The organism is Methylocystis iwaonis, from assembly GCF_027925385.1.
Lineage (GTDB): Bacteria > Pseudomonadota > Alphaproteobacteria > Rhizobiales > Beijerinckiaceae > Methylocystis > Methylocystis iwaonis.
This window is the reverse complement of sequence record NZ_AP027142.1, coordinates 2,283,847-2,308,897: the sequence shown is the minus strand read 5'-3', so window position 1 is coordinate 2,308,897 and position 25,051 is coordinate 2,283,847. Positions and strand designations below refer to the sequence as shown.

Genomic DNA, 25,051 nt, shown 5'->3' with positions numbered 1-25,051 from the left:
CGGTCCACCCTGGGCCTTTGCGGGAACGCGCGCCGCCTTGGCGCGCGCTTTCAAATGCTTCGGCCGCAGCTCATTGGATTGGGGCCGGCCGACAATTACCCCTCACCGGCGGCGCTTCGAGGCGGGCGCCGGCGCGCCCGAATGGCATGATCCGTCTTCCGTCATGACGATATCGGCCTGAGGCGCATATTGGTTCATCGCCCCCGTTGCTGCGTCGACGCCAAGACCGATGACGCCGCCGGCGAGGACGTTGCCGGCCGCCATGGTGTCCGTGTTCGAGGCCAGGGCGCCAACGCCGTCATTATAGCAAGGTTTGGAGCAGCGGATTGTGACGGCGCTCGATCCCTTCTCGAGCGTAACGACGCCCGGGGTCGTCACAACCTGCGAGCCAATGGAGCCCGACGTCAATGTGCAGGTCGCGCCCGGCACGCCCGGGGTATTGATGGCGACTGTCTGAATCGTCCCGCGAACGATCGTCGCGCAGCCGGCCAAAGACACAAACGCGACGCCAAGCATCAAACCCTATGCAGCCGTCATGCCCGCGCTGGTCGCGGGCATCCACGCCGGGACGTTACAACGCGCGGGGAGAAGAAGCGGCGTTGTTCCGCTCATGTTCTCAGCTTTCCGCGTCGGCGCGGCGTGGATGGCCGCGACAAGCGCGGCCATGACGCAGGAACTCTGCTCGTAAATCCGAATTCGGAGCGCTGGGAAGCCGAGGGCGGTCGTTCGGAGGCGCGTCGGGCGCTGTTATTCTTGGGCCGCCGCGCGAATATTTGATTTAATGGCAGGAGTGGAGGGGCTCGAACCCCCAACCCCCGGTTTTGGAGACCGGTGCTCTACCAGTTGAGCTACACTCCTGCGTGCGCCAGTCAGCGCGCGCCTCTCATGCCGCAACAGCGCCGCCGACGCAAGCGCGTTTTGATCTTATGATCAGGAATTTCCGCCTGCGAGCAAAGTGACGGCCCGGCGGTTCTGCGACCAGCAGGAAATATCGTCGCACACCGCGACCGGGCGCTCCTTGCCGTAGCTCACCGTGCGGATGCGCGAGGCGGAGACGCCGCGCGAGATCAGATAGTTCTTGGCGACCTCGGCGCGGCGGGCGCCCAGCGCGAAATTATATTCGCGCGTGCCGCGTTCGTCGGCGTGGCCTTCGACGGCGAAGCTGTAGCGGCCGTAGCGATTGAGCCACTCCGCCTGACGGTCGAGCGTGGATTGGGCGGTTGCGGTCAAATCGGTCGAGTCCGTCTCGAAGAAAACGCGATCGCCGACATTGGTTGCAAAGTCCTGCGCGCTGCCCGGGGTCGCGACGCCGTTGCGGGCAATCCCGCCGCGGCCGCCCGCGCCCCCCGCGAGGTCGGCGCCGGCCTCGTCCGCCGCATTTTTCGCGCAGGCCGTCATGGCCAGGGCCGCCGTCATGGCGACAGCGAATTTGGCGCAGCGGGCGCCAGCAGAAAGGATCATCGAGGAACTCCTGTTACGGTAAACCAACTGCGGATAGTGCTAGTCCCGCATGGTTAAGCGAAGGTTCCGGCAACCTTAATCGAAGGTGTGGAAATCCCGTGGCATTCGATCGAATTCGCCTCATCCTTACTAAAAAGTTAAATGGTTAACGAAATATGAACGGCCGCGCTCGGGCTCGCCGCGGCCATCGCCCGGCCCTCGGCGCGCGACAAAGTCACGGTGACTTTTGTCAAAAAGCCCCAGTGTCCCTGCCTAGAACCCGCCATCGTTCTTGCCGGCGGCCCCGGTCTGACTATCATTATCCATCGGCGGCGAGTCGGGAGGACAAGATGAATGAGGGAATAGCGCCGTTCTTCACGCCGCTCACCCTGATCCTGGGCGGCGGCTTGCTCGTCATCGGCGTTTTCTCGCTCTTCGATGTCCATTTCCTGAAGTCCAAGACACAGGAAAGGCTCGCTCTTGTTTTCGGCCTCGTCTTTATTCTCGCCACGGAAGCGATGTTCGTCACCAGCGACATCAGCGGGCGCTATTTCGAAGGTCAGAAGATCGACGTCACGGACTGCGAGTTCCAGGTCGAGCGCGATAATCCACTGGAACGGCGCGACAATCCCCGGTTGATCCACCAAACGATCAGAGCCTGCATGGATACTCTCGGCTACGACTGGACCGACGTCCACGAGCATTGCCAGGAGGCTAAGGTTTCCACCAATGTCTTCTGCTATTTGCCGCGGTCGGCCATGCAGCGCGAGATCGTCGCCTTCCAGATGCGCTTCGAATAGCTCGAACACTCGGGCGTCTGTCATTCCCGACCGCTCGCTTCGCGAGCATCGGGAATGACGCGAGATCCGCTCGATTGGTTCGGCGCCATCACCCGACGCTCGCCGTTTGGACACGCAGGGACTCTCCGCCGTCATTGCGAGGAGGCGGAGCCGACGAAGCAATCCAGGGCCGCATCGCCGCCCTGGATTGCTTCGCTTCGCTCGCAATGACGGGCTTAGCTCAAAAGAGCGAGCCCTGATCGCCGCCCGGCGTCTTGCGCGGTTTTTTCCGGGAGGCGGGCGTTATCGTCAGCGCGTCGGCTTCTCCCGCCCGCGCGGCGATGCGGCCGTCGGCAAATTCGATGTTCAGGGCGGCGCCCGCCGGCGCCTGCGCGACGCTGCGGACAAGCGCGTCGCTCTCGTCGCGCACCAGCGCAAAGCCTCGGGCCAGCACGGCTTTGTGGCTGAGGGAATCCTGCAGGCGCGCAAGCCGCTCCAGGCGCTCATTCTTGCGCGCGATCAGCGCCGCGATCGCCTGCGGGAGCCTTGCGGCGGCGCTTTCCATGCGCCGCCTTGCCCCCTTGTTCTCGTGATGCGCCAGCGCCACGCGGGCGTCGAGGCCGGCCTTCAGCCGCGCGCCCAGGCCCCGGAGTTTCTCTTTCTGGCCGGCCAGCTCCGCCTGCGGCGAATGGCGGGAGAGCACATGCGCGAGCCGCGCGAGCTGGAGACGCCGGCCGTCCTGGTGCGCCCGCAGCGTCGCGCGCAGGCGCTCCGAGGCGCGGTCGAGCCGCTGGCGCGGCGTCTGCAGCAATTGCTCGGGCGCCGGCAGCAGGCGCGCGAAGGTCGCAAGCTGCAGGCGGCGCTGCTCGACGGCCCGCGTCTTCGCCATCGCAAGTCGTCGCGCCCGCGCCGCGAGATGCTCGGCAAGCTCGGCGCGCACCGGCACGGCTTTCTCGGCCGCGCCCGTGGGCGTCGGCGCGCGCAGATCGGCGACGAAGTCGATCAGCGTGGTGTCGGTCTCATGGCCAATTGCGGAGATCAGGGGAATGGCGCTGGCGGCGGCCGCGCGCACGACGATCTCCTCGTTGAAGCTCCACAAATCCTCGAGCGAGCCGCCGCCGCGCGCGACGATGAGAACGTCCGGGCGCGGAACCGGGCCGTCGACCGGCAAGGCGTTGAAGCCGTCGATCGCCGCCGCCACTTCGGCCGCCGAGGTCTCGCCTTGCACGCGCACCGGCCAGACCAGCACATGACGCGCGAAGCGGTCGTTCAGCCGGTGCAGAATGTCGCGTATGACCGCTCCGGTCGGCGAGGTCACGACGCCGACGACCTTGGGCAGAAAGGGCAGGGGGCGCTTGCGTGATTCGTCGAACAGCCCCTCGGCCGCGAGCTTTTTGCGCCTCTCGTCGAGCAACGCCATCAGCGCGCCGACGCCCGCCGGCTCCAGCGACTCGATGACGATCTGATAGGAGGATTTGCCGGGGAAGGTGGTGATGCGCCCCGTCGCGACGACTTCGAGCCCTTCCTGCGGCCGCGTGCGCAGGCGCATGAAGGTCCCCTTCCAGATCACGGCGTCGAGCCGCGCGCCCTGGTCCTTCAGGCAGAAATAGGCGTGGCCGGAGGCGTGCGGCCCGCGATAATTCGAGATTTCGCCGCGCACCCGCACCCGCCCGAAACGGTCCTCGACCGTGCGTTTGAGCGCATTGGCGAGTTCCGTGACGCTGATTTCCGGGGCGTTGGTGAGGGGGCCGTCGGAGGCGGGGATGTCGGGGTCGGACAAGGGCATCTTTGCAATATAGCTGGATATGCGGCGCGCCTGAAGGCGCGCGGTCCAATTGGCGCCGGGACCGCGCGCCTTCAGGCGCGCATCACGCTTGCAGAGGACCAGGGCCAATCAGCAGGGGTCGAAACCAACCCGGCGACGACTGGATTATTCTCCACGTAGTCGATCGTCGTCGCCAAGTCCGTCTCATCCCTGACATAACGGTCGAAATAGTCAGGCGCCCAAAACGCCCCGCGCCTCGCTAGCGCGCGGTTGATTTGTGCAGCGCTGAACGCCTTCCAGCTACGAACCAGTCCGCCGAGCGGGAAGCCTGCAAAGGCTTCCACGACGACATGGACATGATTGGGCATGACACACCAAGCAAGCAGGCGGTAGCGGTCTCCATCAAAATGGAGGATCGCGTTTTGGACGGTTTTCGCCGCTTGCGGGTCGGCCAATGGCCGGGGGCCATCGCAGCGGTCGAGCGCGGCGTCGATTTCACGCCTGCGATCCACGCTGGCGGGGAGGGCGTCGACCACGGCTTTTGAAAGGCTGCCCAGCGTTCTGAAGACAATGTGCTGAATGCTTTCGGGAGAGTCGAAATGCGGAAGATAGCCGCGCGAATGCCAGCCTTTGTGATCGTCGGTCATGACAATAGCTTTTTGCGGCGCGCCTGAAGGCGCGCGGTCCAAATTGGCGCCCCCGGACCGCGCGCCTTCAGGCGCGCACAACAAAAAACGGCGCGGGGAGCGCCCGCGCCGTTCGATGGAGAGATCAGTATTTCCGCACCAGCGGGGGCATCGGCGGCGGCGCCATCATCGGCACTGGCGTGAGCGAGGGGATGATGTAGCGGAAGCCGACCCGCACGTCGTTGGAGGCGACGTTGAAGGAGTGGCGCTCGCCGAAGCAGGGCAGGGCGTTGCAGGAGATCGGACCGCTCGTGATCTTGCCCATGTCGAGGTAGCGATACGCCACTTCCAGCCGCAGGTTCGGCGTCACCGCGAAGGCGAGGCCGCCTGTCACCTGCCAGGCGAAATTCGTCGCATTCGTATCGGCGGCGACGCCATAGCCGCCATTGGCGACGCCGAAGCCGACGTCCGTGAGGCCGGAGAAATTGTGGAAGGCCGCGCCGACGCCGCCGCCGATGAAAGGCGTCAGCCCATACCAGGTGCCGAGATCGACATAGGCGTTCGCCAGGAACAGGGCGGTGCCCAGATTGGCGTTGTAATTGTCGAAGCCGCTACACGCCGAGCCGCAGCCCGGGAAGGCGAAGAAATTCGTGGCGCGATAGGCGGATTGGATGCGGTATTCGCCGGTCAGATCGAAGCGAACCCAGTTGTTGAACTGGTAGCCGACGCCTGCGCCCGCGAAGGCCGTGTCGCCGATGCTTCGGTGAGTGTTCCAGACCGGACCGGCGGGGATCACCACATTTCCGGCGCCGTCGATGCCCGGGCGTAGCGAATAGTTCCAGTCTGAAATCTGGGTGGCGCCGACGCCCACGTCGCCGCGCAGATACCAGCCTCCGAGATCGACGGGCGGCGGCGGTTCGATCGGTGGCGGCGGCGGCAGCAGATCGGCGGCGTTTGCGCCAGCGGTCGCGCCGGCGAGAACTGCGGCCGCAAAAAGGAGGGCGAATATACGGCCCATGATTACTTCCCCTTTACGTAAAGAGGGCCGCGAAGCGGACCCGTGGCGCGTAGCCATCGGGCGTAAACATGACCGAAACCGCTTAAAGGCGAGTTAACCTTACCACTTAACCCAAAATACCGGCAGTTTGGCTAATTCTGTAAAGCATAACGGCTTTTGAAAGGCGGCGCGGGGCGTCTCAAACGCCCCGCGCCCGCTTTTTTTCTCAGGCCGCTTCCGCGGGCTCCTTCAGCGCGTCGCAAACCTGCGCGACCAGCGTCTCGACGAGATCGCGATCATCGCCCTCGGCCATGACCCGGATCACCGGCTCCGTGCCGGAGGGCCGCACGATCAGGCGCCCGGCGTTGCCGAGCCGCGCGCGCGCCGAGTCTATCGCCACGACGACCGACTTCTTCTCGAGCATCACCTTCTGCGCGCGGACATTCTTGAGCACCTGCGGCAAGGGCTCGAAACAATGGCAGATTTCGCTCACGCGCCGGTTCTTGCGCTTGACCTCGGCGAGCACCTGCATGGCGGTCACAAGTCCGTCGCCGGTCGTCGAATAATCGGAGAGGATGACATGCCCCGACTGTTCGCCGCCGACATTGTAGCCCTCCTTGCGCATGCGTTCGATCACATAGCGGTCGCCGACGGCGGTGCGCTCCAACGTCAGGCCCATGGCGCCAAGGTGGCGCTCGAGGCCCAGATTGGACATGATCGTCGCGACGATGCCGGGCTTTGCGAGCAGCCCCTGGTCGCGCCAGCTTCGAGCGACGACGGCCATCACCTGATCGCCGTCGATCACGGCGCCGGTTTCGTCGACGAGGATCACGCGGTCGGCGTCGCCGTCGAGCGCAATCCCGACGTCGGCGCGCAATTCGCGCACCTTCTCGCGCAGCGCCTGCGGCGAGGTGGAGCCGACGTCGCGGTTGATATTGAAGCCGTCCGGCTCCACGCCGATCGAGATCACTTCGGCGCCCAGCTCCCAAAGCGCTTCGGGGGCGACCTTATAGGCGGCGCCATTGGCGCAATCGACCACGACGCGCAGGCCTTCGAGGCTCAGATTGCGCGGCAGCGTATGTTTGGCGAATTCGATATAGCGTGCCCGCGCATCGTCGATGCGGCGGGCGCGGCCGAGCTGGGTGGAGGCCGCGAGCTTGCGGCCGAGATCGCTGTCGAGGAGCGTTTCGATCTCGCTCTCGATCTCGTCGGAGAGCTTGTGCCCGTCCGGCCCGAAGAGCTTGATGCCATTGTCCTCGAAGGAATTATGCGAGGCGGAGATCATCACGCCGACATCGGCGCGCATGGAGCGGGTGAGCATGGCGACGGCGGGCGTCGGCATCGGGCCGAGCAGCAGCGTGTCCATGCCGACCGAGGCGAAGCCGGCGACCAGCGCATATTCGATCATATAGCCGGAGAGCCTTGTGTCCTTGCCGATGACCACCCGATGGCGGCCCTCGCCGCGCTGGAAAATGAGGCCGGCCGCTTGTCCGACCTTGAGCGCCAGTTCGGGCGTTATTTTGACGTTGGCGAGGCCGCGTATGCCGTCCGTTCCGAAATAATGACGCGCCATCTGTATTCCTTTTCGTGGGATAAGCGCACAAGGTCACGCAAAGTTGGGCTTCGATGTGGCCAAAACATTCTGCCCGATACCGTATTCAACGGTATTCCACAATTTGGACCATCAGGTAAATTTAGGTCGCTCTTGACTTCGAGAAGGATGCTTGAATGCGGGTCGTTATTTACCACAACCCTTCCTGCGGCACGTCGCGCAAAGTCCTCGCCGCTCTGCGCGAGGCCGGGCACGAGCCCGAGGTCGTCGAATATCTCAAGACGCCGCCGGATCGAAAGACCCTGCAAGGGCTGCTGAAACGCATGGGCAAGAGCGTGCGCGACATTCTCCGTAAGCGCGGGACGCCCTATGAGGAGCTTGGCCTCGATAATCCAGCCGTGTCGGAGGACGAGATTTTTGCCGCGATCGAGAAAAATCCGATCCTCATCGAGCGGCCGATCGTCCTCTTCGGCGAGAAGGCGGCGCTCTGCCGTCCGGCGGAGACGGTGCAGGAGCTGATCGGGTAAGCCAAGGATCGTTAAGGGCCGTTAGGGTTAAGAAAGTCTTTCGCTCTCTCCCTCCCGAGGAGCCGCTAAGGTGACGTAGGCGTCTTTTTGTCGGATTCCGACGAGGCCGCCTTCGTTTCACTCTGGGCCACTCGTGATTTGAGAGGATGAATTGATGGAAGAGCGGCGGACATCTTTGCGACGGCGCACTTTGCTGGGAGGGCGGATCGAGTTTTTCGAGCGATCGACATTCGACTGCGTCGTCCGCAACCTCAGCGAGGGGGGCGCGCGCGTGCAATGGGACCAACAGATCGCGCTCCCGGATGTCTTCGATCTTGTGATCGACAAGTCCGAGGAGCGGCGCACGGCGCGCGCCGTTTGGCGGCAGGAGCGCGATATCGGCCTGCGCTTCTTCGCCAATGTCGTGACATTGCGGCCGGGAAGGGTTTGACGCCATTTCCGTTTGAACTGCTCGCACTGGCGCTTGTCATTCCCGGGGGGCAAAAGCCCGACCGGAATCCAGAGCCCAAAAGCGCTGGGGAACCCGTCATTGCGAGCGAAGCGAAGCAATCCAGGGCGGCGATGCGGCCCTGCTGGATTGCTTCGTCGGCTCCGCCTCCTCGCAATGACGGCGGTGATTTCCTTCCTATGTGTCCAAACTGCCGCGCGTCCGGCGATGACGCCGAACTAATCGAGCGGATCTCGTATGAACGCTTCGGCGCTCAAAGGAAAAGGCCCGGCGACGTCTCGCCGGGCCCTCAGTTTGTTAACAAACCTCCGAGGCGGCCCCGTCCTTCGAGACGCGAGCTTCGCTCGCTCCTCAGGATGAGGCTAAGTGTTTGGGGTAGAAGCAGAAGCCCCTCATGCTGAGGAGCCTGCGCAGCAGGCGTCTCGAAGCGCGAGGGGCGTCACCGCCACTTTCTCAGAGGCCCGGCGAGAATCTCGCCGGGCCATTTTATCTTAGACCGGGTTGGGCGAGAGCCCGCCGACATCCGGCTCCGGCTTCTGCCCGGTCGTGGGCACAGCCGAGCCGCGCGGGGGCTGCGGCGTCGGAGCGCTCGTGTCCTCGCGCACGGGGCGCTTGCCGGTGAGCAGACCCTTCATCTCCTCGCCCGTCAGCGTCTCGAACTCCAAGAGGCCATTGGCCAGCATGTCGAGCTGCGCGCGCTTCTCGGTCATGATCTGCGTCGCTTTGTCGTAAGCCTCCTGCACCAGACGCCGCACTTCCGCGTCGATCGTCTGCTGCGTCTGCTCCGACAGGCTCTGCTGGCGCCCGAGCGAATAGCCCAGGAACTGCTCCTGCTGCGGCTCGGCGTAGGCCACCGTGCCGAGCTTATCCGAGAAGCCGAGCTGAGTGATCATGGCGCGCGCCACCCGCGTGCACTGCTGAATGTCCGAGGCCGCGCCCGACGTCACCTTGTCGTGGCCGAACACCAGCTCCTCCGCCACGCGGCCGCCCATGGCGATGGCCAGCATCGCCGTGAGCTGCTCGAAGGTCTGCGAGACCTGGTCGCGCTCCGGCAGGCCCTGCACCATGCCCAGCGCACGGCCGCGCGGGATGATCGTGGCCTTGTGGATCGGCATCGCGCCGGGAACCGTGAGCTGCACCAAAGCGTGGCCGCCCTCGTGATAGGCCGTGAGCTTCTTCTCCTCCTCGGTCATGGAGAGCGTGCGGCGCTCCGCGCCCATCATGATCTTGTCGCGCGCGTCCTCGAACTCTTGGTTCGTGACGATGCGCTTCGAGCGCCGCGCCGCAAGCAGCGCCGCCTCGTTGACGAGGTTCATGAGGTCGGCGCCCGAGAAGCCCGGCGTGCCGCGCGCCACGACCTTGAGATCGACGTCCGGCGCCAGCGGCACCTTGCGGGCGTGGACCTTTAGGATCTTCTCGCGGCCGATGAAGTCCGGGTTCGGCACCTGGATCTGGCGGTCGAAGCGGCCGGGACGCATCAGCGCCGGGTCGAGCACGTCCGGGCGGTTCGTGGCGGCGATGAGGATGATGCCCTCATTGGCCTCGAAGCCGTCCATCTCGACGAGCAACTGGTTCAAGGTCTGCTCGCGCTCGTCATTGCCGCCGCCAAGGCCGGCGCCGCGATGACGGCCGACCGCATCGATTTCGTCGACGAAGATGATGCAGGGCGCGTTTTTCTTCGCCTGCTCGAACATGTCGCGCACGCGGCTCGCGCCGACGCCGACGAACATTTCGACGAAGTCGGAGCCCGAGATCGAGAAGAAGGGCACGCCCGCCTCGCCGGCGATGGCGCGGGCGAGCAGCGTCTTACCCGTGCCGGGCGGGCCGACGAGCAGCACGCCGCGCGGAATACGCCCGCCGAGCCGCTGGAACTTGCCTGGATCGCGCAGAAACTCGACGATCTCCTGCAAATCTTCCTTGGCCTCGTCGACGCCGGCGACGTCCTCGAAGGTGACGCGGCCCTGAGACTCGGTGAGCAGCTTCGCCTTGGATTTGCCGAAGCCCATGGCCCGGCCGGCGCCGCCTTGCATCTGGCGGGAGAGGAATATCCACACGCCCAGGAAGGCGACCAGCGGCAGCGCGTTCAACAGCAGCGTCATCAACCAGCTCGAGCCGTCGGAAAGCGGCTTGGCGCTGATCGAGACATTATGCTGCTGAAGGCGCGGAATGATGTTGGCTTCGTTCGGGATATAGGTCGTGAAGGGCCGATTGTCGTTGAAATGGCCCGCGACCTCGTTCCCGGCGATGGTCACGTCATGAACGCGGCCCTGATCGATCTGCGTCAGCAGCTCGCTGAAGGAGATGTCCCGGATTGGCGTGCGCTGGCCGGGCTGCTGAAACAGCATGACGAGCGCCACCACCAGCAGGCCGATGATGGCCCACAAGGCGAGGTTCCTGAAGTTTGCGTTCATTTGGTTATCCGTGACGGGAGCGCCTCGCGCGGGTGGATTCCCCCGAGAGGGACGCGCTTCCCAAGTTCGAATTAATCTAGGCGCGCCCATGTTTCTTGCCAAGGGAGGCCCCGTAAAGGTCGAGCGTCTTTACGGTTCCGGCCTAGGCGGAACGCCTGGGCGGCGCCGGCCGCAAGGTGACGTTGTTACCGTCCGATTCGATCAGAAGATCGGCGATGGTGAGCCGAAGTGGCGCCTTTTCGCGAAGCGCCCGGGAGAGCCGATCGGCCGCCCGCTCCAGCCTGTCGAGGCGTAGTTGCGCCTGCGGCGCGAGCCTTGCAATCTCGCGCGCCAGGAGGCGTTGCAGGATGTCGAGCGGCAGCTCCGTGAGAGCGCCCGCATCGAATCCGGCGAGCGCCGGGGCAGTTTCCGTGAGCGCGCGCTCATGAGCGGCGGCGGCGCAGGAGGCGAGCGCGGCCTCGGCGCGGGCGGCGCGTTCGCCCAGGCGCAGAAGCGCCGTCCGATCGAGCCCCTGTTGCGCAAGCAGCGGCATGAGCTTGCGCAGCCGGGCGCGGGCGTAGGCGTCGTTGGCGTTCGAGGGGTCGCAGAAATAGCGCTGGCCGGCGTTCTCGCAGATCTCGACCAGCTCGGCCTTCGGGAAGGCCAGAAGCGGACGCAGAAGCGGGGCGCCATGCGCGTTGGATCGCGGAGCCATCCCCGCCAGTCCCGAGACGCCCGAGCCGCGCGTCAGGCGAAACAAAATCGTTTCCGCCTGGTCGTCGGCGTGATGCGCCGTCACAATGGCGCCGGAGCCCAAGCTTGTCGCGCAATCGGCGAGCAGGGCGTAGCGCGCCGCCCTGGCGCGCTCCTGAATGCGGGTCTGCGGCTTTTCGCCCTCCCAGCTCAAGAGATGATGCGCAAAGCCGAGACTGCGGGCCCATTCGCCGACCTGTTCGGCTTCCGCGCGAGCGTCGGCGCGAAGGCCGTGGTCGACCGTCGCCACTGCAATCTCATGGGAGGCGCGCTCCGGCCATTGCGCGCACAGCAGCATCAGCGCGACGGAATCCGGTCCCCCGGAGACGGCGAGCAGCAGGCTCTCATAGGGCGCCAGCAGCGCAAAGGCGCCGGCAGCTTTATCCAAGGTCAAGGGCGGCCGCGCGTCAGCATTGCAGCTTCTTGCTTTCCCGCTGCGCCGCGTCTCGAATGCGCGGCGCCGAGCCCGGATATTTCATGCCGATCTCGCCGAAGGAGGCGCAAGCCTGTTCCTTCGCGCCCATGGCGCCGAGCGATTGGCCGAGCCGCAGCAGGGCGTCCGGCGCCTGCGCCGATTGCCCGTATTTCTGCGAAATCTCGAGATATTTCTCGGCCGCCTCGCGATGGCGCCCGCGCAGGAAGAAGCTCTCCCCGAGATTGAAGGTCGCCGCAGGGGCGAATTTGCTCTTGGGGTTTTTGGTGAGGAATGTTTCGAGCGATTTCTCAGCCGCCTCGAACTTGCCCGCCTTGAGCGTCGCCACAGCCTCTTCATATTCCTCCTTGGGGCCGGGTGGGGCGGCCGGGGGAGCGGGCGCGATTTCGGGCAAGGTCGAGGGCTGGTCGCCGACGAGGCGCCCATGGGCGATGTCGAGCGGCTGCCCGGCTTCGCGCACCGGCGGCGCGCTGCTGACCGAGCCCGCCACGGTCTTTGGCGGATTGGCGAGGGGCGCGGAAGGCGTGGTCGTCCCGAGCGGCTTGGGCGCGCCGGGCGCGGAAGGATCATTCGCCGGATCGAAAGCGTCGCTACGGCGCATGCCTGTCGTCGCCGGGCTCGGCGCCCCGGCGACGGGCGGGAGCGCGGCGGCGGGATGCGTTGCGGTCGGGTCGGCGGGACGCGGCGCGGCCTCCTTGGCGGCGCGCAATTGCTCCTCCAGCAATTGCACCTTGTGCTGCAGCTCTTCGTTTTGGCCGGTCAGGCGGCGAATGTCGCGTTCGAGCCGATCGATGCGCGTGACCAGCGCGCCTGGCTCGGCGGCGCCAGTGTCGATGTCGCCGGGCGGCAGATCGATATCGGCGGGCGGGCGGTTGTAGCCCTGCGCAAGGGTGAGGTCCGACTCCGGCCGCGCCGGCCCATAGGGATCATAGGCGCGCGCGGCGCCCGCGCTGAGAAAGAGGACGGCGAAAAGGGCGATGCGAGTGATCATGGGCGAGATATGGGGGTGAAACGGCCGCGCTGAAAGCCGGCGGAGCTGGCTTTCTGGCGCCGCATCATAGGCCCTGTTTGGGCGTAATTGCGGCGGGCGTTGCCGTTGTTCGAGCGTAAGCTAATCTGGCGCCATGAGGCTGATGAAACAGAACGTCAGCGGCCGTCGCCGCTTCGCCTTTTCTCCGCCATGCGCGGCGGCGGCGTTCTGCGTCGTTTTTCTTGTGCCGCGCGCCTGGGCGCTCTCGCCGGCCCCCGAATCCGGCGCCTGCTCGCTCGAAAACGCGACGCCCGCAACCGTCGCTTTGGTGGACGAAGACTTCGACCTTCTCCTCGACGACGGCCGCCGCGCCGCGCTCGCAGGGCTCGAATTCCCGGGGCCGCCCGCCAAGGACGTCCGCGCGCGTCGCGCCGCGGCGCATGAGCGGCTATCAGAATGGCTCACCGGCAAAGACGTCTTTCTCGGCGCCTTCGCCGGTTCGGCGGACCGCTGGGGCCGCTTTCCAGCCCGGGTCTTCGCCGCGAGCGGGGCAGGGGCCGAGGCGCCGCTCGTCTCGGTCGGGGCGGCTCTGCTGGAGGAGGGCCTTGCGCGTTTCCGGCCCGATCCGCCCGCCGCGCCCTGCGCCCAGGCTTATCTTACGGCCGAGGCCCCGGCGCGCGACGCATCGCGAGGTCTCTGGGCCGATCCGGAGATGCGCCCGATCGACGCCGGCGCCAAAGAGAGCGGCGCGGCGTTGCTGCACCGCAAGGGAATGGCGATCGTCGAGGGCAAAATCCACGGCGTCGGCCAAAGTGCTGGCGCTATCTATTTGAATTTCGGTAAAAAACGGTTTGACGATTTCTCGGTCGTGATTTCGCGGCGCGATTTGGCTATTCTTGCCGCATCGGGAATCGAACCCCCAAAGCTGATCGGGCGGCGGGCGCGCGTGCGAGGACTTATTGAGACAGGCTTTGGGCCGCGTATGGCGATTTCAACGCCCGCCGAGATCGAAATCCTTGACGCGACGCCGTGACCTCCTGAGGCGGGCGGCCCTGGCCGTCGCTTGCGCGGTCGCGCTCGCCAATTGCGCCGAGCTCGAGCGGCAGGGCCAGCTCTTCGGGCCCACGCCGACCCCGCCCACGCGGCCGGCGCTCTCCAAGACGGATAACCGCTCCTCGGTCCAGCACAAGGAGCTGCTCGCGCAATTTGGCGGCGAATATCAGGCCGTCGCCGCCGAACATTATCTCAACGATATTCTCGTCAAGCTCGCGCAGGCCAGCGAGACGCCCGGTCAGACCGCCTATAAGGTGACGATCCTCAACACGCCGGTCGTCAACGCCTTCGCGCTGCCCTCGGGCAATCTTTACGTCACACGCGGGCTCCTGGCCCTTGCCGGCGACGCCTCGGAGGCGGCGGCGGTCATGGCGCATGAAATCGGCCATGTCACGCTGCGCCACAGCGCGCTGCGCGCCGAAAAGGAGCGCGAGGCGGCGCTGATCTCACAGGCGGCGACCGTGATCCAGAGCCGGCAAAAGGGCGAGGAAGAGCGCTCGAAGCAGCGCCTGTCGGTGGCGAGCTTCTCCCGCCAGCAGGAGATCGACGCCGACGAAACCGGCGTCAGGGTGATCGCCCGGGCCGGCTTCGACCCTTACGGCGCGGCGCGCTTCCTGACGGCGCTCGGCCGCTCGTCCGAGCTGCGCGCGGCGCTTTACGGGAAGCGGAAAGATTCCGGCTTCGACATCACCTCGACCCACCCCTCCACCCCCGAGCGCGTGACCCGCGCCATTACAGTCGCCCGACAGATCGGCGCGCCGGGCATAGGGAACCGCGACCGGGCCGGCTATCTCGCGGCGATCAACGGCGTGGCTTTCGGCGACGATCCGATGGAGGGCTTCGTCCGCGACCGGAAATTCACCCATCCGCGCCTGCGCTTCGCCTTTGCGGCGCCCGAGGGCTTCCTGCTGGAGAACTCCAGCGAGGCGGTCTTCGGCGTCCGGCAGGCCGATAATGAGGCGCTGCGGCTCGACACGGTCAGAAATCCGCCGTCAGAAAGTCTCGAAGCCTATGTGGCGTCCGGCTGGGTGGATGGTCTGCTGCCGTCCAGCGTGCGGAAGATCGACGTCAACGGCCTGCCGGCGGTCACCGCCGTGGCGCGCGCCGGGGAATGGAACTTCCGCCTCGCCGTGATCCAATCCGGCGAATATCTCTACCGCTTGATATTCGCCGCCAGGGCTCTCACCGACCAGGCGGAGAAGGAATTCATGGACTCGATTGCGACTTTCCGGCGGATCACGCCGGAGGAGGCGCGCGAGGCGCATGGGCTCAAGCTCTCCATCGTCACGGCCGGGACCGCGGATACGGCGGAAAGCCTTGCGGCGCGGATGACGACGCCCAACCGCCCGCTCGAATATTTCAGATTGCTCAATGGTTTGGATGAAAGCGAGCCGGTTGTGGCCGGAGAACGTTACAAAATCGTAACGGAGTGATCGCCGCTCCTGGGGGAACAGGACCGGGGCGCCGCGTGTTGAACGCCTAGAGTTGTTCAAAATGCGCGGATATCTCGCGAAATGATGCCCGAGAGATAGCGCGCTGTGGAGATTTGACCATGGCGTATCTTCCCGGTCTTGGCAGAGAACTTATGAAGGCTGCGGCGGACGCCCCATTCCTCGAAAGGGAAGAGGAGAGGGGGCTCGCGGTCGCCTGGCGCGACCATGGGGACCCCGTGGCGCTGCACAAGCTCACAGCCGCCCATATGCGGCTCGTCATCGCCATTTCGGCGAAATTCCGTCACTACGGCCTGCCGATCGCCGATCTGGTGCAGGAAGGCCATGTCGGGCTTCTCGAAGCGGCCGCCCGTTTCGCGCCGGAGCGCGACGTGCGCTTCTCGACCTACGCCACATGGTGGATCCGCGCCTCGATCCAGGACTATGTCCTGCGCAACTGGTCGATCGTGCGCGGCGGCACGAGCTCGACGCAGAAGGCGCTCTTCTTCAACTTGCGCCGCCTGCGCGCCCGCTTGTCGCGGGAGCCGGGAGCCGCCACGGCGGGCGACGCCTATGAGAGCATCGCGGAGACGCTGGGCGTGTCGGTCGCCGATGTCGAGATGATGGACTCGCGTCTCTCCGGCTCCGACGTCTCGCTCAATGCGCAGCTCGTCGACGACGAGTCGGCGGGCTCCGCTCAGCGCATGGATTTCCTCGTCGACGACGCGCCGCTCCCCGACGAGGTGGTCGAGCAGACGCTCGACTCGGACCGACGCGCCCGCTGGCTGCGCGATGCGCTCGCGATCCTCTCGGAGCGTGAGCTGCGGATCGTGCAGGAGCGCCGTCTGACCGAAAATCTCGTGACCCTCGAAACGCTGGGCGACAAGCTGGGCATCTCGAAGGAGCGCGTGCGCCAGATCGAAAGCCGCGCCTTGACGAAGCTGCGCCGCGCGCTCTCGCGGCTGAAGGACGACGATGCGCCGGAGGATGCGGCCTCGCCGATGGCCTAGCGCGCAGAGTCAAAAAGCTGGAGCGCATTCTTTCGCAGAAAGAGGAGTGCGCTCTGAGTTTGATCTACGAGACTTGTCGGAAGATCAGAAGCGGCGTGATCCCATAGGATTCCTCTGGGCGACCAAGAAGGAGCCTTGCAGGTCCCGCGAACCCGGCGAAGTGCATCGCCATCTGGCTAAGTTTCATGCCAGAGATAAAGTAATCAATATTCCGGCTGAAAATTCCAGGTTCTATTTCAATATTTGGCTGATCGGGCATCGCATCAAGAATGCCAAGCATGCTCCATTCGCCGGCGACATTGACGCCGTGCTTTAACAAGATGTCGGCGGCAGGAACGGTGAGCCATTCGTCGCGAAGAACGCACCACGCCGCATGTGGGCCACTGGAAACAGCGGCTATCGCCGAGTGCGGCATCATTGCCATCATCTCCACTGCAAGCTCTGCTTCGGTAGCCGCTGTGGGCTTTTGCTTTTCGGCCCTTCGCCGCTCATTTCGGTTCTTCGGCGCGACGTTTGCGGCGACCGCAGCGCCATGCACTATGACTTCTTTTACCTTCGCGTTTTCCCAAGCTGCCCGAAATATCCCGAGATCAATAAGGTCAAGGCGTCCAGACACGAGGATAAACTGCCCAATTCTCGCAGCCGTTATATCTCTTTCAATCAGCTCACGCTCTGACAAAAAGGCGAGCAGATTGAGGGCGTTTGCCCAAATCGGGTCAAATGTGCGTTCAGCACTATCGCGTTCGTCGTCGGTCGTCGATTGTTGCCATTCCCCCTTTGCATTAGCGACGATAGGGAGAGCGCCAGAAACAGAGGTGTCGAATCTCTTTGTCGAGGCTTGCCCAGTTGCCTCGGTTGCCTTCACAGAAAGAAGGTGCCCGTAATCGGAAAATTGAGCAAGGAAAGACGAGACGCGACGGGCGTCGTGATAAAGGAAGTCAAAGACTGAACTTTTTTGCTGGTCCTTTTGCGGCTGATCTGAGCCGCTCGCGTCGTTCTGCGGCGCTTCGCTCGATTTCATCTGATCGCCTTTTGGTTTTTTCGATTGCAGAAGCTAGCTCTTTGGGGTCGGTTTGCAAAAACCGCTCTAGAGCTTCGCCAAATGATAAATCAATCCCAATCAATGGGGTGTTCTCTGTCTTCTTCGTCTTTTTTGACTCGGTCATGCTACCAGAGCCTCGTAAGTTAGGTGCCCCCGAACGCAGGGAAAAATCGCGTCCACTCGCGGGGTCACTTTCCTGCCGCGACGGTTGTAGCGCCAAATCGTTTCAGCCGCGTAGCGGCGGAGGCGCTCCGGCGACACCCAAGGATGTACGCCGATGATTTGGCGCTTGAGCAAAGCCCACACTGACTCGATTGAGTTCGTATGAGCGAAGCCGCCAAGCAGCAATATTCTCCAGCGCTGTGGTTAACGGCTGGATGAGTATAGTCGTTCCCAAGACCAACATACGCCTTGTCCTCATCAGTCAGAACCGCTGCTCCCCTAACGACGTTCTGGCGCACCTTGCCTTGAAGATTTTTAGCCTTGTGGTCGGGCACATGCTTGGCGCTAGGCTCGCCGCCGCGTTCGATAATGCTGAGCACAACCACCTTGCTAGCGCCGCCCTGTGTGTCACCCTTCTGGTCCCTGGCGTGCTTGTTCTTTTCCTTGCCGCCAGCGAACGTCGTGTCCGCCTCAACATCTCCCTTCAGGGGCGCATTGAACGAAGGTGTGCGGGCCGCATGGCGAAGGCGGTGAAGGACGAACCACGCCGTTTTTTGCGTGATTTTCAGGTCTTTCGCCAGCGTGGTCGAGGCAATGTTCTTGGGCTGGTTGGCAATCATCCAAATCGCCATAAACCATTTGCGGAGCGGCAATTTCGTGTCCTCAAAGATCGTGCCGACTTTGATCGAGAAGCGCTGGCGGCACTCGCCGCATTTGAACGTCTTACGGTCGCTGAAATGGTAGATTCTGTTGCGCTTGCAGTAGGGGCAAAACTCGCCGTCGCGCCAACGAATGGCGCGCAGAAGATCGATGCAAGCCTGCTCGTCCGGGAACGCTTCCATTAGATCGAACAGGCTATCGAAATTCGTAACCACAAGGTGTCTCCTTTAGTGAGAAGACACTATCCCATCCCGGATTTGGGTCAAGCTCGTATATACTTCCCAAACAAGGCACTCTTTTTGTATCCCCGGCTGGGTTTTCGCCCAGCCGGGGATGATTGTTTGCGCGTCAATGCGGGAAGGCGAAGAGGCGCCAGACGGCGATGGATGTGGTCGCCGCGGCGAGAAGGGCGAGCGCCAGGGCGACTTTGACCAGGAGCGGAAGGAGCTGGCTTTCGCCGATGACGTGGACGCCTTCCACACGCCGGACGCTTCGACCATAGCGATCGGCTGCTACTGGGCGCCGGTAGGAATCATTAATCGAAAGACTGAAACGAGACATGGCTTAATTTCCCAGGTTTGACCAAGAGCGGCTCGCTTCCGTCTCGAAAAGAGACAAGGGAGCGCCGCTGATGGCTGGGCTTCAAGCCGTGTGCCGTCTCATATGGGATCCGCTTTGTTTGGTTCCTTGTCATTCCTGACGCTCGCAAAGCGAGCGATCGGAATTACCGCCGTCATTGCGAGGAGGCGGAGCCGACGAAGCAATCCAGCGCCGCGTCGCTGCTCTGGATTGCTTCGCTTCGCTCGCAATGACGGCTTTGAGCAAAACCAGCGCTCTTATGGCTCTAGATTCCCGGTCGGGCTTTCAGCCCGCCGGGAATGACACGTCCCCAAGCGAGCTACTCAAACGGAAGTGGCGTCAGGCGATGATGTCGGGCGTGAGCTGGTCCTCGAGGAAGGCGATGCGATCGCGCAAAACCAGCTTGCGCTTCTTGAGCCGTTGAATTTGCAACTGGTCGGGCGGGCCCATGGCGATCAGCGCGTCGATCGCCGCCTCGAGGTCGTGGTGTTCCAGGCGCAGGCGCTCGATTTCGGCGCGGATCGCGTCCTGCTCCGCCTTGCTGGCATTGTCATTCATCGCCGCAACACTCGCCCCGCAAAGCGTCTAGAATCGTGCGGATTATCGCGCCGCACACAAGGGGCGTTCAAGAAGAAAACGCTCTAGGCCGAGGCAAAGCCATAGGCCTCGCGCATCTCGCCGATCTGCGCGATTTTGGCGCGCAGCAACGACCAGTCGTCGCGCTCGGCGATCGCCGCCCAGATCGACTCGACCTCGTCGATGAGCATGGCGCAGGGCGCCGTCCGGCGGAAATAGGGATGATCGAGCCGGGCGTCGGCCGTCGCCTCATGTTCGGCGAAAGCCGCGCGGACGGGCGAGAACTCCGGCGCATCGTAGAAGGCCGCGGAAGGGCTCGCCTTTGCCCGTTCGCTGCTCGCAAGCCCGCCGCGCCAATCGAAAAACGTCTGCTCGAATGGCGCGCGGGAGGCGATCAGAAAGTCGGTGAAGGCTTTCGCCAGCCGGGCGTCGGCGTCTTCTCCGGCGGGAGCGAGCGCCAGGCGGCGCAGCAGGATGGCGCGAAATTCCTTCTGGATAGCGCCCGCGAAACTGTCGAGCGTGCGTTGGGCGAACTCCAGCCCGGTCAGATGCAGCAGGCATTCGGCGAGGCGCGCAAGATTCCAGCTCAGCGCCGAGGGCTGACGGCCGAAGGAATAGAGTCCGCTTTCGTCGAAATAAGCGGCTGTAAATTGCGGATCGTAACTCGGGGCGAAGCGCCAGGGTCCGTAGTCGAAGCTCTCGCCGGTGACGTTGATATTGTCGGAATTGAGCACGCCATGAACGAAACCCGCCGACATATAACCGGCGCCGAGCTTGGCGACGCGCGCGACAACGGTCTCGAAAAAGGCGCGCGCCTTGGCCTGGCCGGAAAGGTCGGCGAGCGCCGGGAAGTAATGGGCGCAAACATAATCGAGCAGCCGATCGATCGCGCCTTTGTCGTCATGATAGGCGAGCCGCTGGAAGGTGCCGATGCGGATGTGCGAATGCGAGAGCCGCACGAGCACGCTCGAGCGGGTCGGCGAGGGCTCGTCGCCGCGCTGGAGCGCCTCGCCCGTCTCGATGAGGCTGAAGGTTTTCGACGTGTCGACGCCGAGCGCTTCGAGCATTTCGGTCGCGAGAATTTCGCGAACGCCGCCCTTGAGCGTGAGGCGCCCGTCGCCGCGCCGCGACCAGGGAGTCTGACCGCTGCCCTTGGTGCCGAGATCGAGCAGGCGCCCATCGGCGACGTCGCGCAATTGCGCGAAGAGGAAGCCGCGTCCATCGCCGAGCTCGGTGTTGTACACGCGGAATTGATGACCGTGGTAGCGCAGCGCGAGCGGCTGCGCCAAGCTGCCGGGCAGGGGCTCGAAACGGCCGAAATGCGCAACCCATTCGTCGTCGGTAAGTCCGTCGAGGCCGACGCGCGCGGCCCAGCGCTGATTACGGAAGCGCAGGATCGTCTGCGGGAAGTTGGCGGCGTCGACGCGGTCGAAAAAAGGATCGCCCAGGCTCTCGTGCAGGGCTTCGGGGCGGTAGGCGGCTGTGACGGGCATTTGTGGGTCTCTTCTGGGGCGCGTGCGCTCAGCGAGCAAGGCTTGCGCCATAACACGGACCGCGCGCCTTCAGGCGCGCTCTGACAAAGCGCCGGTAAGGCCCCACATGCTTCGAGACGCCTGCCGCGCAGGCTCCTCGGCATGAGGAGCTTCTGCAACTTCGCCAAACACTTAGGCCTCATCCTGAGGAGCGAGCGACGCTCGCGTCTCGAAGGACGAGGCCGCCTCGGAGGTTTGTCAACAATCTGCGGGCGCTTTGATGCGCGCCTGAAGGCGCGCGGTCCAAGTCCGGATTACGGCGTCACATCCTCTCCGTCACCGCCGTCTCTTCGATCTGGGGCATGCGGCGCGCCGTCGACGCGATCATCGGCAGAATGTCCTCCACACGCTCGGCCACAGCGTAGCGCACGTCATATCCTTCGCGGATGAAGCCCGCATTGTGCATATGGGCGAAGAGCGTCAGCAGCGGCCGCCAGAATCCCGCGATGTCGGCGATCACGAGCGGCTTGGTGTGGCGCCCGAGCTGAATCCAGGTGAGCTGCTCGGTGAGCTCCTCGAGCGTCCCGACGCCGCCGGGCAACGCCACGAAGGCGTCGGACTTTTCGAACATCAGCCGCTTTCGCGTATGCATGTCGTCGACGACGATCAGCTCCGTCATGCCCTGCAGGGCGATCTCGCGTTCGTCGAGGAAGCCCGGAATGATGCCGGTCACGCGGCCGCCGGCGTTCAGCGTCGAGCGCGCCACGACGCCCATCAGACCGCAGGAGCCGCCGCCGAAGACGAGCCCGATGCCGGCTCTGGCGAGCGTGCGCCCGAAAGTTTCCGCAGCGACGGCGTAGCGCGGGTCGTCCCCCTCAGCAGAGCCGCAGTAGACGCATATGTTTTTGATTTTCTGCATAACTCTCTTCCGTCAACTGGCGCCTTCGCCTCGCCCGTCAAGCGGGGTGCGCGAAGAGGCTAAAGGTCTTATATGACGCCCAGGCCTCGCCGCCGAGGCGCCCTTTCATCCATCACCGGACCTCGAATGCTCAGAATTGGTCAGCGCGTCTCGGGCGCTCAGCCGCCCGATCCGCAAGACGCTTCCCTTTCCGAAGCCTCGCTTTTCGCCACCATCCGCCGCCTGTGGCCCTATATCTGGCCGCGTGGAAGGCGCGATCTGGAGCGCCGCGTCGCTTTGGTGTTTCTGCTGCTTGTCGTCAGCAAGCTGTTCAACGCGCTCACCCCCTATGCCTTCAAATGGGCCACGGACGCGCTGGCGGAAAGCGGAGCAGATGCGCTTCCTGCGCTGGGCGCGGGGGCTGTGGGCTTTACCCTGCTGATGGGCGCTATCCGCATTGTCTCGGTCATTCTCATGCAGACGCGCGATGGCGTTTTCGCCGCGGTCGCCATGCACGCCGTGCGACGCCTCGCAACCGACCTTTTCGTCCATATGCACGAATTGTCGCTGCGCTTTCACATCGGCCGAAAGACTGGCGGCCTCACGCGCGTGCTGGAGCGCGGCCGCAACGCGATCGAAACGCTCTCGCGCCTCGTCATGTCGACCGGCGCGCCGACGGCGCTCGAAATGGCGCTGGTGCTCGGCGTGTTTCTCTATCAATTCGACTGGCGCTATGGCGGCGTGCTCATTCTCACCCTCGCCGCCTATTTCGCTTACACGACGCTCGCCACCAATTGGCGCATCGCCATCCGCCGCCAGATGAACGAGAGCGATACGGACGCCAACCAAAAGGCGATCGACAGCCTGCTCAATTACGAGACCGTCAAATATTTCTCGGCCGAAGCGCGCGAGGCGGCGCGCTACGACAAATCCATGATCCATTACGAGAAGGCGTCGACGCATTCCTATGTCTCGCTCGCCGTTCTCAACGCCGGGCAGACGGGGATCTACATTGTCGGCCTCACCGTGATGATGGTGATGTGCGTCTATGGCATTCGCGAGGGGCGCAACACGGTCGGCGATTTCGTGCTGATCAACGCAATGATGATACAACTCTCGCAGCCCTTGCACTTCATGGGCACCTTCTATCGCGAGGTGCGTCAGGCGATCATCGACATCGAGACCATGTTCTCGATCCTCTCGCAGCATCCGGAGATTTCAGATAAGCCCGACGCCGAGCCGCTGGTGGTGCGTGAAGGCCGCGTCGTCTTCGACGACGTGCGCTTTCATTATGATCCGGACCGGCCGATCCTGAAGGGCGTGAGCTTCGAAGCCGAGCCGGGGCAGACCATCGCCATCGTCGGCCCCTCTGGCGCCGGCAAATCGACGATCTCGCGGTTGATGTTCCGCTTCTACGAGCCGCAGGGCGGGCGCATCACCATCGACGGGCAGAACATTCTCGACGTCACGCAGGCGAGCCTGCGCGCGGCCATCGGCATGGTGCCGCAGGATACGGTGCTGTTCAACGACACGATCGGCTACAACATCCGCTATGGCCGTTGGGACGCGAGCGACGCAGAGGTGCGCGAGGCTGCGGGTCTGGCGCAGATCGACGATTTCATCCGCAGCGTGCCGGGCGGCTATGAGGCGCAGGTGGGCGAGCGCGGGCTGAAGCTCTCCGGCGGCGAGAAGCAGCGCGTCGCCATCGCCCGCACGATCCTGAAAGGGCCGCCGATCCTCATCCTCGACGAAGCGACCTCGGCGCTCGACAGCTTCACCGAGCACGAAATCCAGGAGGCGCTGCGCCGCGTCGCGAAAGGCCGCACGACGCTGGTGATCGCGCACCGCCTGTCGACGGTGGTGGAGGCCGACGAGATCCTCTTCCTCGACCACGGCCGCATCGTCGAGCGCGGCCGGCACGCCGAGCTGCTGGAGCGCGGCGGCCAATATGCCGCCATGTGGAACCGCCAGCGCGAGGCCGCCGAGGCGCGCGCGAAGCTGCTGGAGACGGAGCGTGAAGAGGCCGAGGCGGAGTAGGGTGAGGCGGGCGGCCGCGCGCGAGTGGCGCGGTTGCTTGGCGCCGATCCCTTCCTTTTACGGCTAAGGGGAGCCACCCATCTTGGGAGCCGTCATGGCCGGGCTCGTCCCGGCCACCCACGCCGAGGGGCGCAGCCCAACAAGACGCGTAATCCGGACTCGGTTCCTCTCGCAGACGCAAATGTTCTGGCGACTGCCCAGCATAGCCGCGTTTGCGCGGCGTGGGTAGACTGAACAACAAGCCCGGCCATGACGAGGGCGCAGCCACAATGATTACGCGCCGCCCCTCTCCATTGAAAGGAGAGGAGCGGCGCGACCCCGTCGCCCCCGGGATCGCGCGCCTTGCGGCGCGCCCAAAATCAGCCGCCCGTCAGCCGACGCAAATTGCGATCCACCTTGCGCTTGTAGACCGCTACGGCGCGGCCGGCCGCGTGATGGGCCTGGCCCATCGCCACCGCCCGCGCCGCCGCAAAAGTCGCCTCGGCGGCGGCGTCGATCTTCTCGGAGACCATCAGGCTGCTCTCATGCTTGGGATCGACCGCGCCGAGCGCCATTTTCGTCAGCCTGACCGCGATGACCGCATTCGCGGCGACGCTCAAAGCGAGCGTGTCGGCGAAAAGCGTGGCGAGGCTCGATTTGTCGGTCATCCGCTTGAGTCTCCGGGCGATTAAAGGCCGAGTTTGCGGCATATGCGACAGAATTGTAAAGCCCCCGCCGTGATGTAGATCAAACTATCGTTGGTGCGGCGCGGGAGGGTCACCGCATGGCGGAGCGCAGGCCCAGCCTCTCGACGAAGGGATCGAAGTCGCGGTCGCTGTAAAGCAGGGGCAAGTCGCTCTCGATGCAGCGCGTGGCGATAATCGTGTCGATCGTCTTGCGCGTGGTCACGCCCATGGTGCGCAGCTTCCGGTAGTTCTGCGCAGCGCGAATGGCGATCTCACGCCCACCGAGCCCGACGATCGTCAAAGACGTGAGGAGCTTTTGCGCCTGGGCGAAATCGCGCTCCTTATCGAAGCCCTGGAGGACTTCCGTCAGGATGAGATCGCCGGTGGCGATTGGCTCCTCGCCGAGAAGCCAGTCGAGACGCTGGGCCTGCGGGGTCTCGGCGCCGCGGAAATAATCGATCCACACGCTGGAATCGACGAGGATCATTTGTCGGTCCGCATCGCGTCAAGATCGCCGCGCCAATCAAGCTTGCCGCGAAAGCGCTTAATCTCCTTCTGGCGTTCGAGCCGGAGCAGCGTGCGTAAGGCCAGATCGACCGCCTCGCGCTTGGTCTTCAGGCCAGTGGCCTCGAGCGTTTCCTTCATCAGGGCGTCGTCGATGACGATGTTGGTTCGCATGTGTATAATCCGCTCTTGTAATACACATCTTAACAGGCCCTCTCGGACCTGCAAGAGCGGCCTCACACGACGGCGCAAGACGGCGGCGCGATAGGCCAAAACCCCGCTT

General features: G+C 64.4%; 25 protein-coding genes, 1 tRNA gene and 1 pseudogene. 7 read left to right on the top strand and 20 right to left on the bottom strand.

Annotated features, from left to right (window positions below; translation table 11 throughout):
- Positions 1–102 precede the first annotated feature (102 nt).
- The 3 genes from QMG84_RS11210 to pal form a co-directional block, all read right to left on the bottom strand.
- Positions 103–516: a hypothetical protein gene (locus QMG84_RS11210; protein WP_281927939.1), complete on the bottom strand. Its 414-nt coding sequence runs from the start codon at positions 514–516 to the stop codon at positions 103–105.
- Between the two features lie 266 nt (positions 517–782).
- Positions 783–858: transfer RNA gene (locus QMG84_RS11205), tRNA-Trp, on the bottom strand.
- 72 nt (positions 859–930) lie between these two features.
- Entirely contained in the window at positions 931–1,461 is a 531-nt protein-coding gene (pal, locus tag QMG84_RS11200) for a peptidoglycan-associated lipoprotein Pal (RefSeq protein WP_281927938.1), read from the bottom strand.
- 329 nt (positions 1,462–1,790) lie between these two features.
- Between pal and QMG84_RS11195 the strand changes: the two genes are divergently transcribed.
- Entirely contained in the window at positions 1,791–2,240 is a 450-nt protein-coding gene (locus QMG84_RS11195) for a hypothetical protein (RefSeq protein ID WP_281927936.1), read from the top strand.
- Between the two features lie 220 nt (positions 2,241–2,460).
- On the opposite strand, the gene xseA is transcribed toward QMG84_RS11195, so the two are convergent.
- The 4 genes from xseA to glmM form a co-directional block, all read right to left on the bottom strand.
- The gene (gene xseA, locus QMG84_RS11190) at positions 2,461–4,005 is read right to left on the bottom strand and encodes an exodeoxyribonuclease VII large subunit (protein WP_281931984.1); all 1,545 of its coding nucleotides are present in this window, start codon (positions 4,003–4,005) and stop codon (positions 2,461–2,463) included.
- Positions 4,006–4,076: 71 nt separating this feature from the next.
- A complete protein-coding gene (locus QMG84_RS11185; RefSeq protein ID WP_281927935.1) occupies positions 4,077–4,631 on the bottom strand; it encodes an REP-associated tyrosine transposase in 555 nt (184 codons plus the stop codon).
- A gap of 124 nt (positions 4,632–4,755) precedes the next feature.
- Entirely contained in the window at positions 4,756–5,628 is an 873-nt protein-coding gene (locus QMG84_RS11180; protein ID WP_281927934.1) for an outer membrane protein, read from the bottom strand.
- A 205-nt stretch (positions 5,629–5,833) separates the two neighbouring features.
- Complete coding sequence (glmM, locus tag QMG84_RS11175) at positions 5,834–7,180, bottom strand: phosphoglucosamine mutase (protein WP_202071935.1); 1,347 nt, start codon at positions 7,178–7,180, stop codon at positions 5,834–5,836.
- Between the two features lie 155 nt (positions 7,181–7,335).
- Here glmM and arsC point away from each other — a divergent pair, with 155 nt between their 5' ends.
- On the top strand, positions 7,336–7,686 hold the full coding sequence (gene arsC, locus QMG84_RS11170) for an arsenate reductase (glutaredoxin) (RefSeq protein WP_281927932.1): 351 nt from the start codon (positions 7,336–7,338) through the stop codon (positions 7,684–7,686).
- A gap of 154 nt (positions 7,687–7,840) precedes the next feature.
- Positions 7,841–8,116, top strand: a complete 276-nt coding sequence (locus QMG84_RS11165; protein WP_281927930.1) for a PilZ domain-containing protein — start codon at positions 7,841–7,843, stop codon at positions 8,114–8,116.
- 509 nt (positions 8,117–8,625) lie between these two features.
- Here the strand turns inward: QMG84_RS11165 and ftsH are convergent.
- The 3 genes from ftsH to ybgF all read right to left on the bottom strand — a co-directional run bounded on the left by ftsH (position 8,626) and on the right by ybgF (position 12,701).
- On the bottom strand, positions 8,626–10,545 hold the full coding sequence (gene ftsH / locus QMG84_RS11160; RefSeq protein WP_202071932.1) for an ATP-dependent zinc metalloprotease FtsH: 1,920 nt from the start codon (positions 10,543–10,545) through the stop codon (positions 8,626–8,628).
- 142 nt (positions 10,546–10,687) lie between these two features.
- The gene (gene tilS / locus QMG84_RS11155; RefSeq protein ID WP_281927928.1) at positions 10,688–11,671 is read right to left on the bottom strand and encodes a tRNA lysidine(34) synthetase TilS; all 984 of its coding nucleotides are present in this window, start codon (positions 11,669–11,671) and stop codon (positions 10,688–10,690) included.
- A 13-nt stretch (positions 11,672–11,684) separates the two neighbouring features.
- Positions 11,685–12,701: a tol-pal system protein YbgF gene (ybgF, locus tag QMG84_RS11150; protein ID WP_281927927.1), complete on the bottom strand. Its 1,017-nt coding sequence runs from the start codon at positions 12,699–12,701 to the stop codon at positions 11,685–11,687.
- A 142-nt stretch (positions 12,702–12,843) separates the two neighbouring features.
- Between ybgF and QMG84_RS11145 the strand changes: the two genes are divergently transcribed.
- From QMG84_RS11145 to QMG84_RS11135, 3 genes are all read left to right on the top strand, one after another.
- Positions 12,844–13,713, top strand: a complete 870-nt coding sequence (locus QMG84_RS11145; protein WP_281927925.1) for a thermonuclease family protein — start codon at positions 12,844–12,846, stop codon at positions 13,711–13,713.
- Positions 13,697–15,166 (top strand): M48 family metalloprotease, encoded by a 1,470-nt coding sequence (locus QMG84_RS11140; RefSeq protein WP_202071930.1) that lies wholly within the window; start codon positions 13,697–13,699, stop codon positions 15,164–15,166. The genes QMG84_RS11145 and QMG84_RS11140 overlap by 17 nt, the downstream gene beginning before the upstream one ends.
- A 119-nt stretch (positions 15,167–15,285) precedes the next feature.
- On the top strand, positions 15,286–16,173 hold the full coding sequence (locus tag QMG84_RS11135) for an RNA polymerase factor sigma-32 (protein ID WP_202071929.1): 888 nt from the start codon (positions 15,286–15,288) through the stop codon (positions 16,171–16,173).
- A gap of 64 nt (positions 16,174–16,237) precedes the next feature.
- Here QMG84_RS11135 and QMG84_RS11130 read toward each other — a convergent pair whose 3' ends face one another.
- From QMG84_RS11130 to QMG84_RS11105, 7 genes and pseudogenes are all read right to left on the bottom strand, one after another.
- On the bottom strand, positions 16,238–17,194 hold the full coding sequence (locus tag QMG84_RS11130) for a hypothetical protein (protein WP_281927922.1): 957 nt from the start codon (positions 17,192–17,194) through the stop codon (positions 16,238–16,240).
- 141 nt (positions 17,195–17,335) lie between these two features.
- Entirely contained in the window at positions 17,336–17,521 is a 186-nt protein-coding gene (locus QMG84_RS21420) for a hypothetical protein (RefSeq protein WP_350356487.1), read from the bottom strand.
- Positions 17,522–17,622: 101 nt separating this feature from the next.
- Positions 17,623–18,219: pseudogene (locus QMG84_RS11125) on the bottom strand (IS1595 family transposase); the annotation flags it as partial.
- Positions 18,220–18,385: 166 nt separating this feature from the next.
- Positions 18,386–18,598, bottom strand: a complete 213-nt coding sequence (locus QMG84_RS11120) for a hypothetical protein (RefSeq protein ID WP_281927920.1) — start codon at positions 18,596–18,598, stop codon at positions 18,386–18,388.
- A gap of 357 nt (positions 18,599–18,955) precedes the next feature.
- Complete coding sequence (locus QMG84_RS11115; RefSeq protein ID WP_281927919.1) at positions 18,956–19,174, bottom strand: YdcH family protein; 219 nt, start codon at positions 19,172–19,174, stop codon at positions 18,956–18,958.
- Between the two features lie 83 nt (positions 19,175–19,257).
- Positions 19,258–20,685: a protein adenylyltransferase SelO gene (locus tag QMG84_RS11110; protein ID WP_281927917.1), complete on the bottom strand. Its 1,428-nt coding sequence runs from the start codon at positions 20,683–20,685 to the stop codon at positions 19,258–19,260.
- A gap of 301 nt (positions 20,686–20,986) precedes the next feature.
- Complete coding sequence (locus QMG84_RS11105; RefSeq protein ID WP_281927916.1) at positions 20,987–21,583, bottom strand: LOG family protein; 597 nt, start codon at positions 21,581–21,583, stop codon at positions 20,987–20,989.
- A 126-nt stretch (positions 21,584–21,709) separates the two neighbouring features.
- Between QMG84_RS11105 and QMG84_RS11100 the strand changes: the two genes are divergently transcribed.
- Complete coding sequence (locus QMG84_RS11100; protein WP_281927914.1) at positions 21,710–23,599, top strand: ABCB family ABC transporter ATP-binding protein/permease; 1,890 nt, start codon at positions 21,710–21,712, stop codon at positions 23,597–23,599.
- Between the two features lie 359 nt (positions 23,600–23,958).
- Here QMG84_RS11100 and QMG84_RS11095 read toward each other — a convergent pair whose 3' ends face one another.
- The 3 genes from QMG84_RS11095 to QMG84_RS11085 all read right to left on the bottom strand — a co-directional run bounded on the left by QMG84_RS11095 (position 23,959) and on the right by QMG84_RS11085 (position 24,942).
- A complete protein-coding gene (locus tag QMG84_RS11095; RefSeq protein ID WP_202071923.1) occupies positions 23,959–24,246 on the bottom strand; it encodes a hypothetical protein in 288 nt (95 codons plus the stop codon).
- Between the two features lie 109 nt (positions 24,247–24,355).
- The gene (vapC, locus tag QMG84_RS11090) at positions 24,356–24,751 is read right to left on the bottom strand and encodes a type II toxin-antitoxin system VapC family toxin (protein ID WP_202071922.1); all 396 of its coding nucleotides are present in this window, start codon (positions 24,749–24,751) and stop codon (positions 24,356–24,358) included.
- A complete protein-coding gene (locus QMG84_RS11085; RefSeq protein ID WP_281927911.1) occupies positions 24,748–24,942 on the bottom strand; it encodes a type II toxin-antitoxin system VapB family antitoxin in 195 nt (64 codons plus the stop codon). The genes vapC and QMG84_RS11085 overlap by 4 nt, the downstream gene beginning before the upstream one ends.
- Positions 24,943–25,051: the final 109 nt, after the last annotated feature.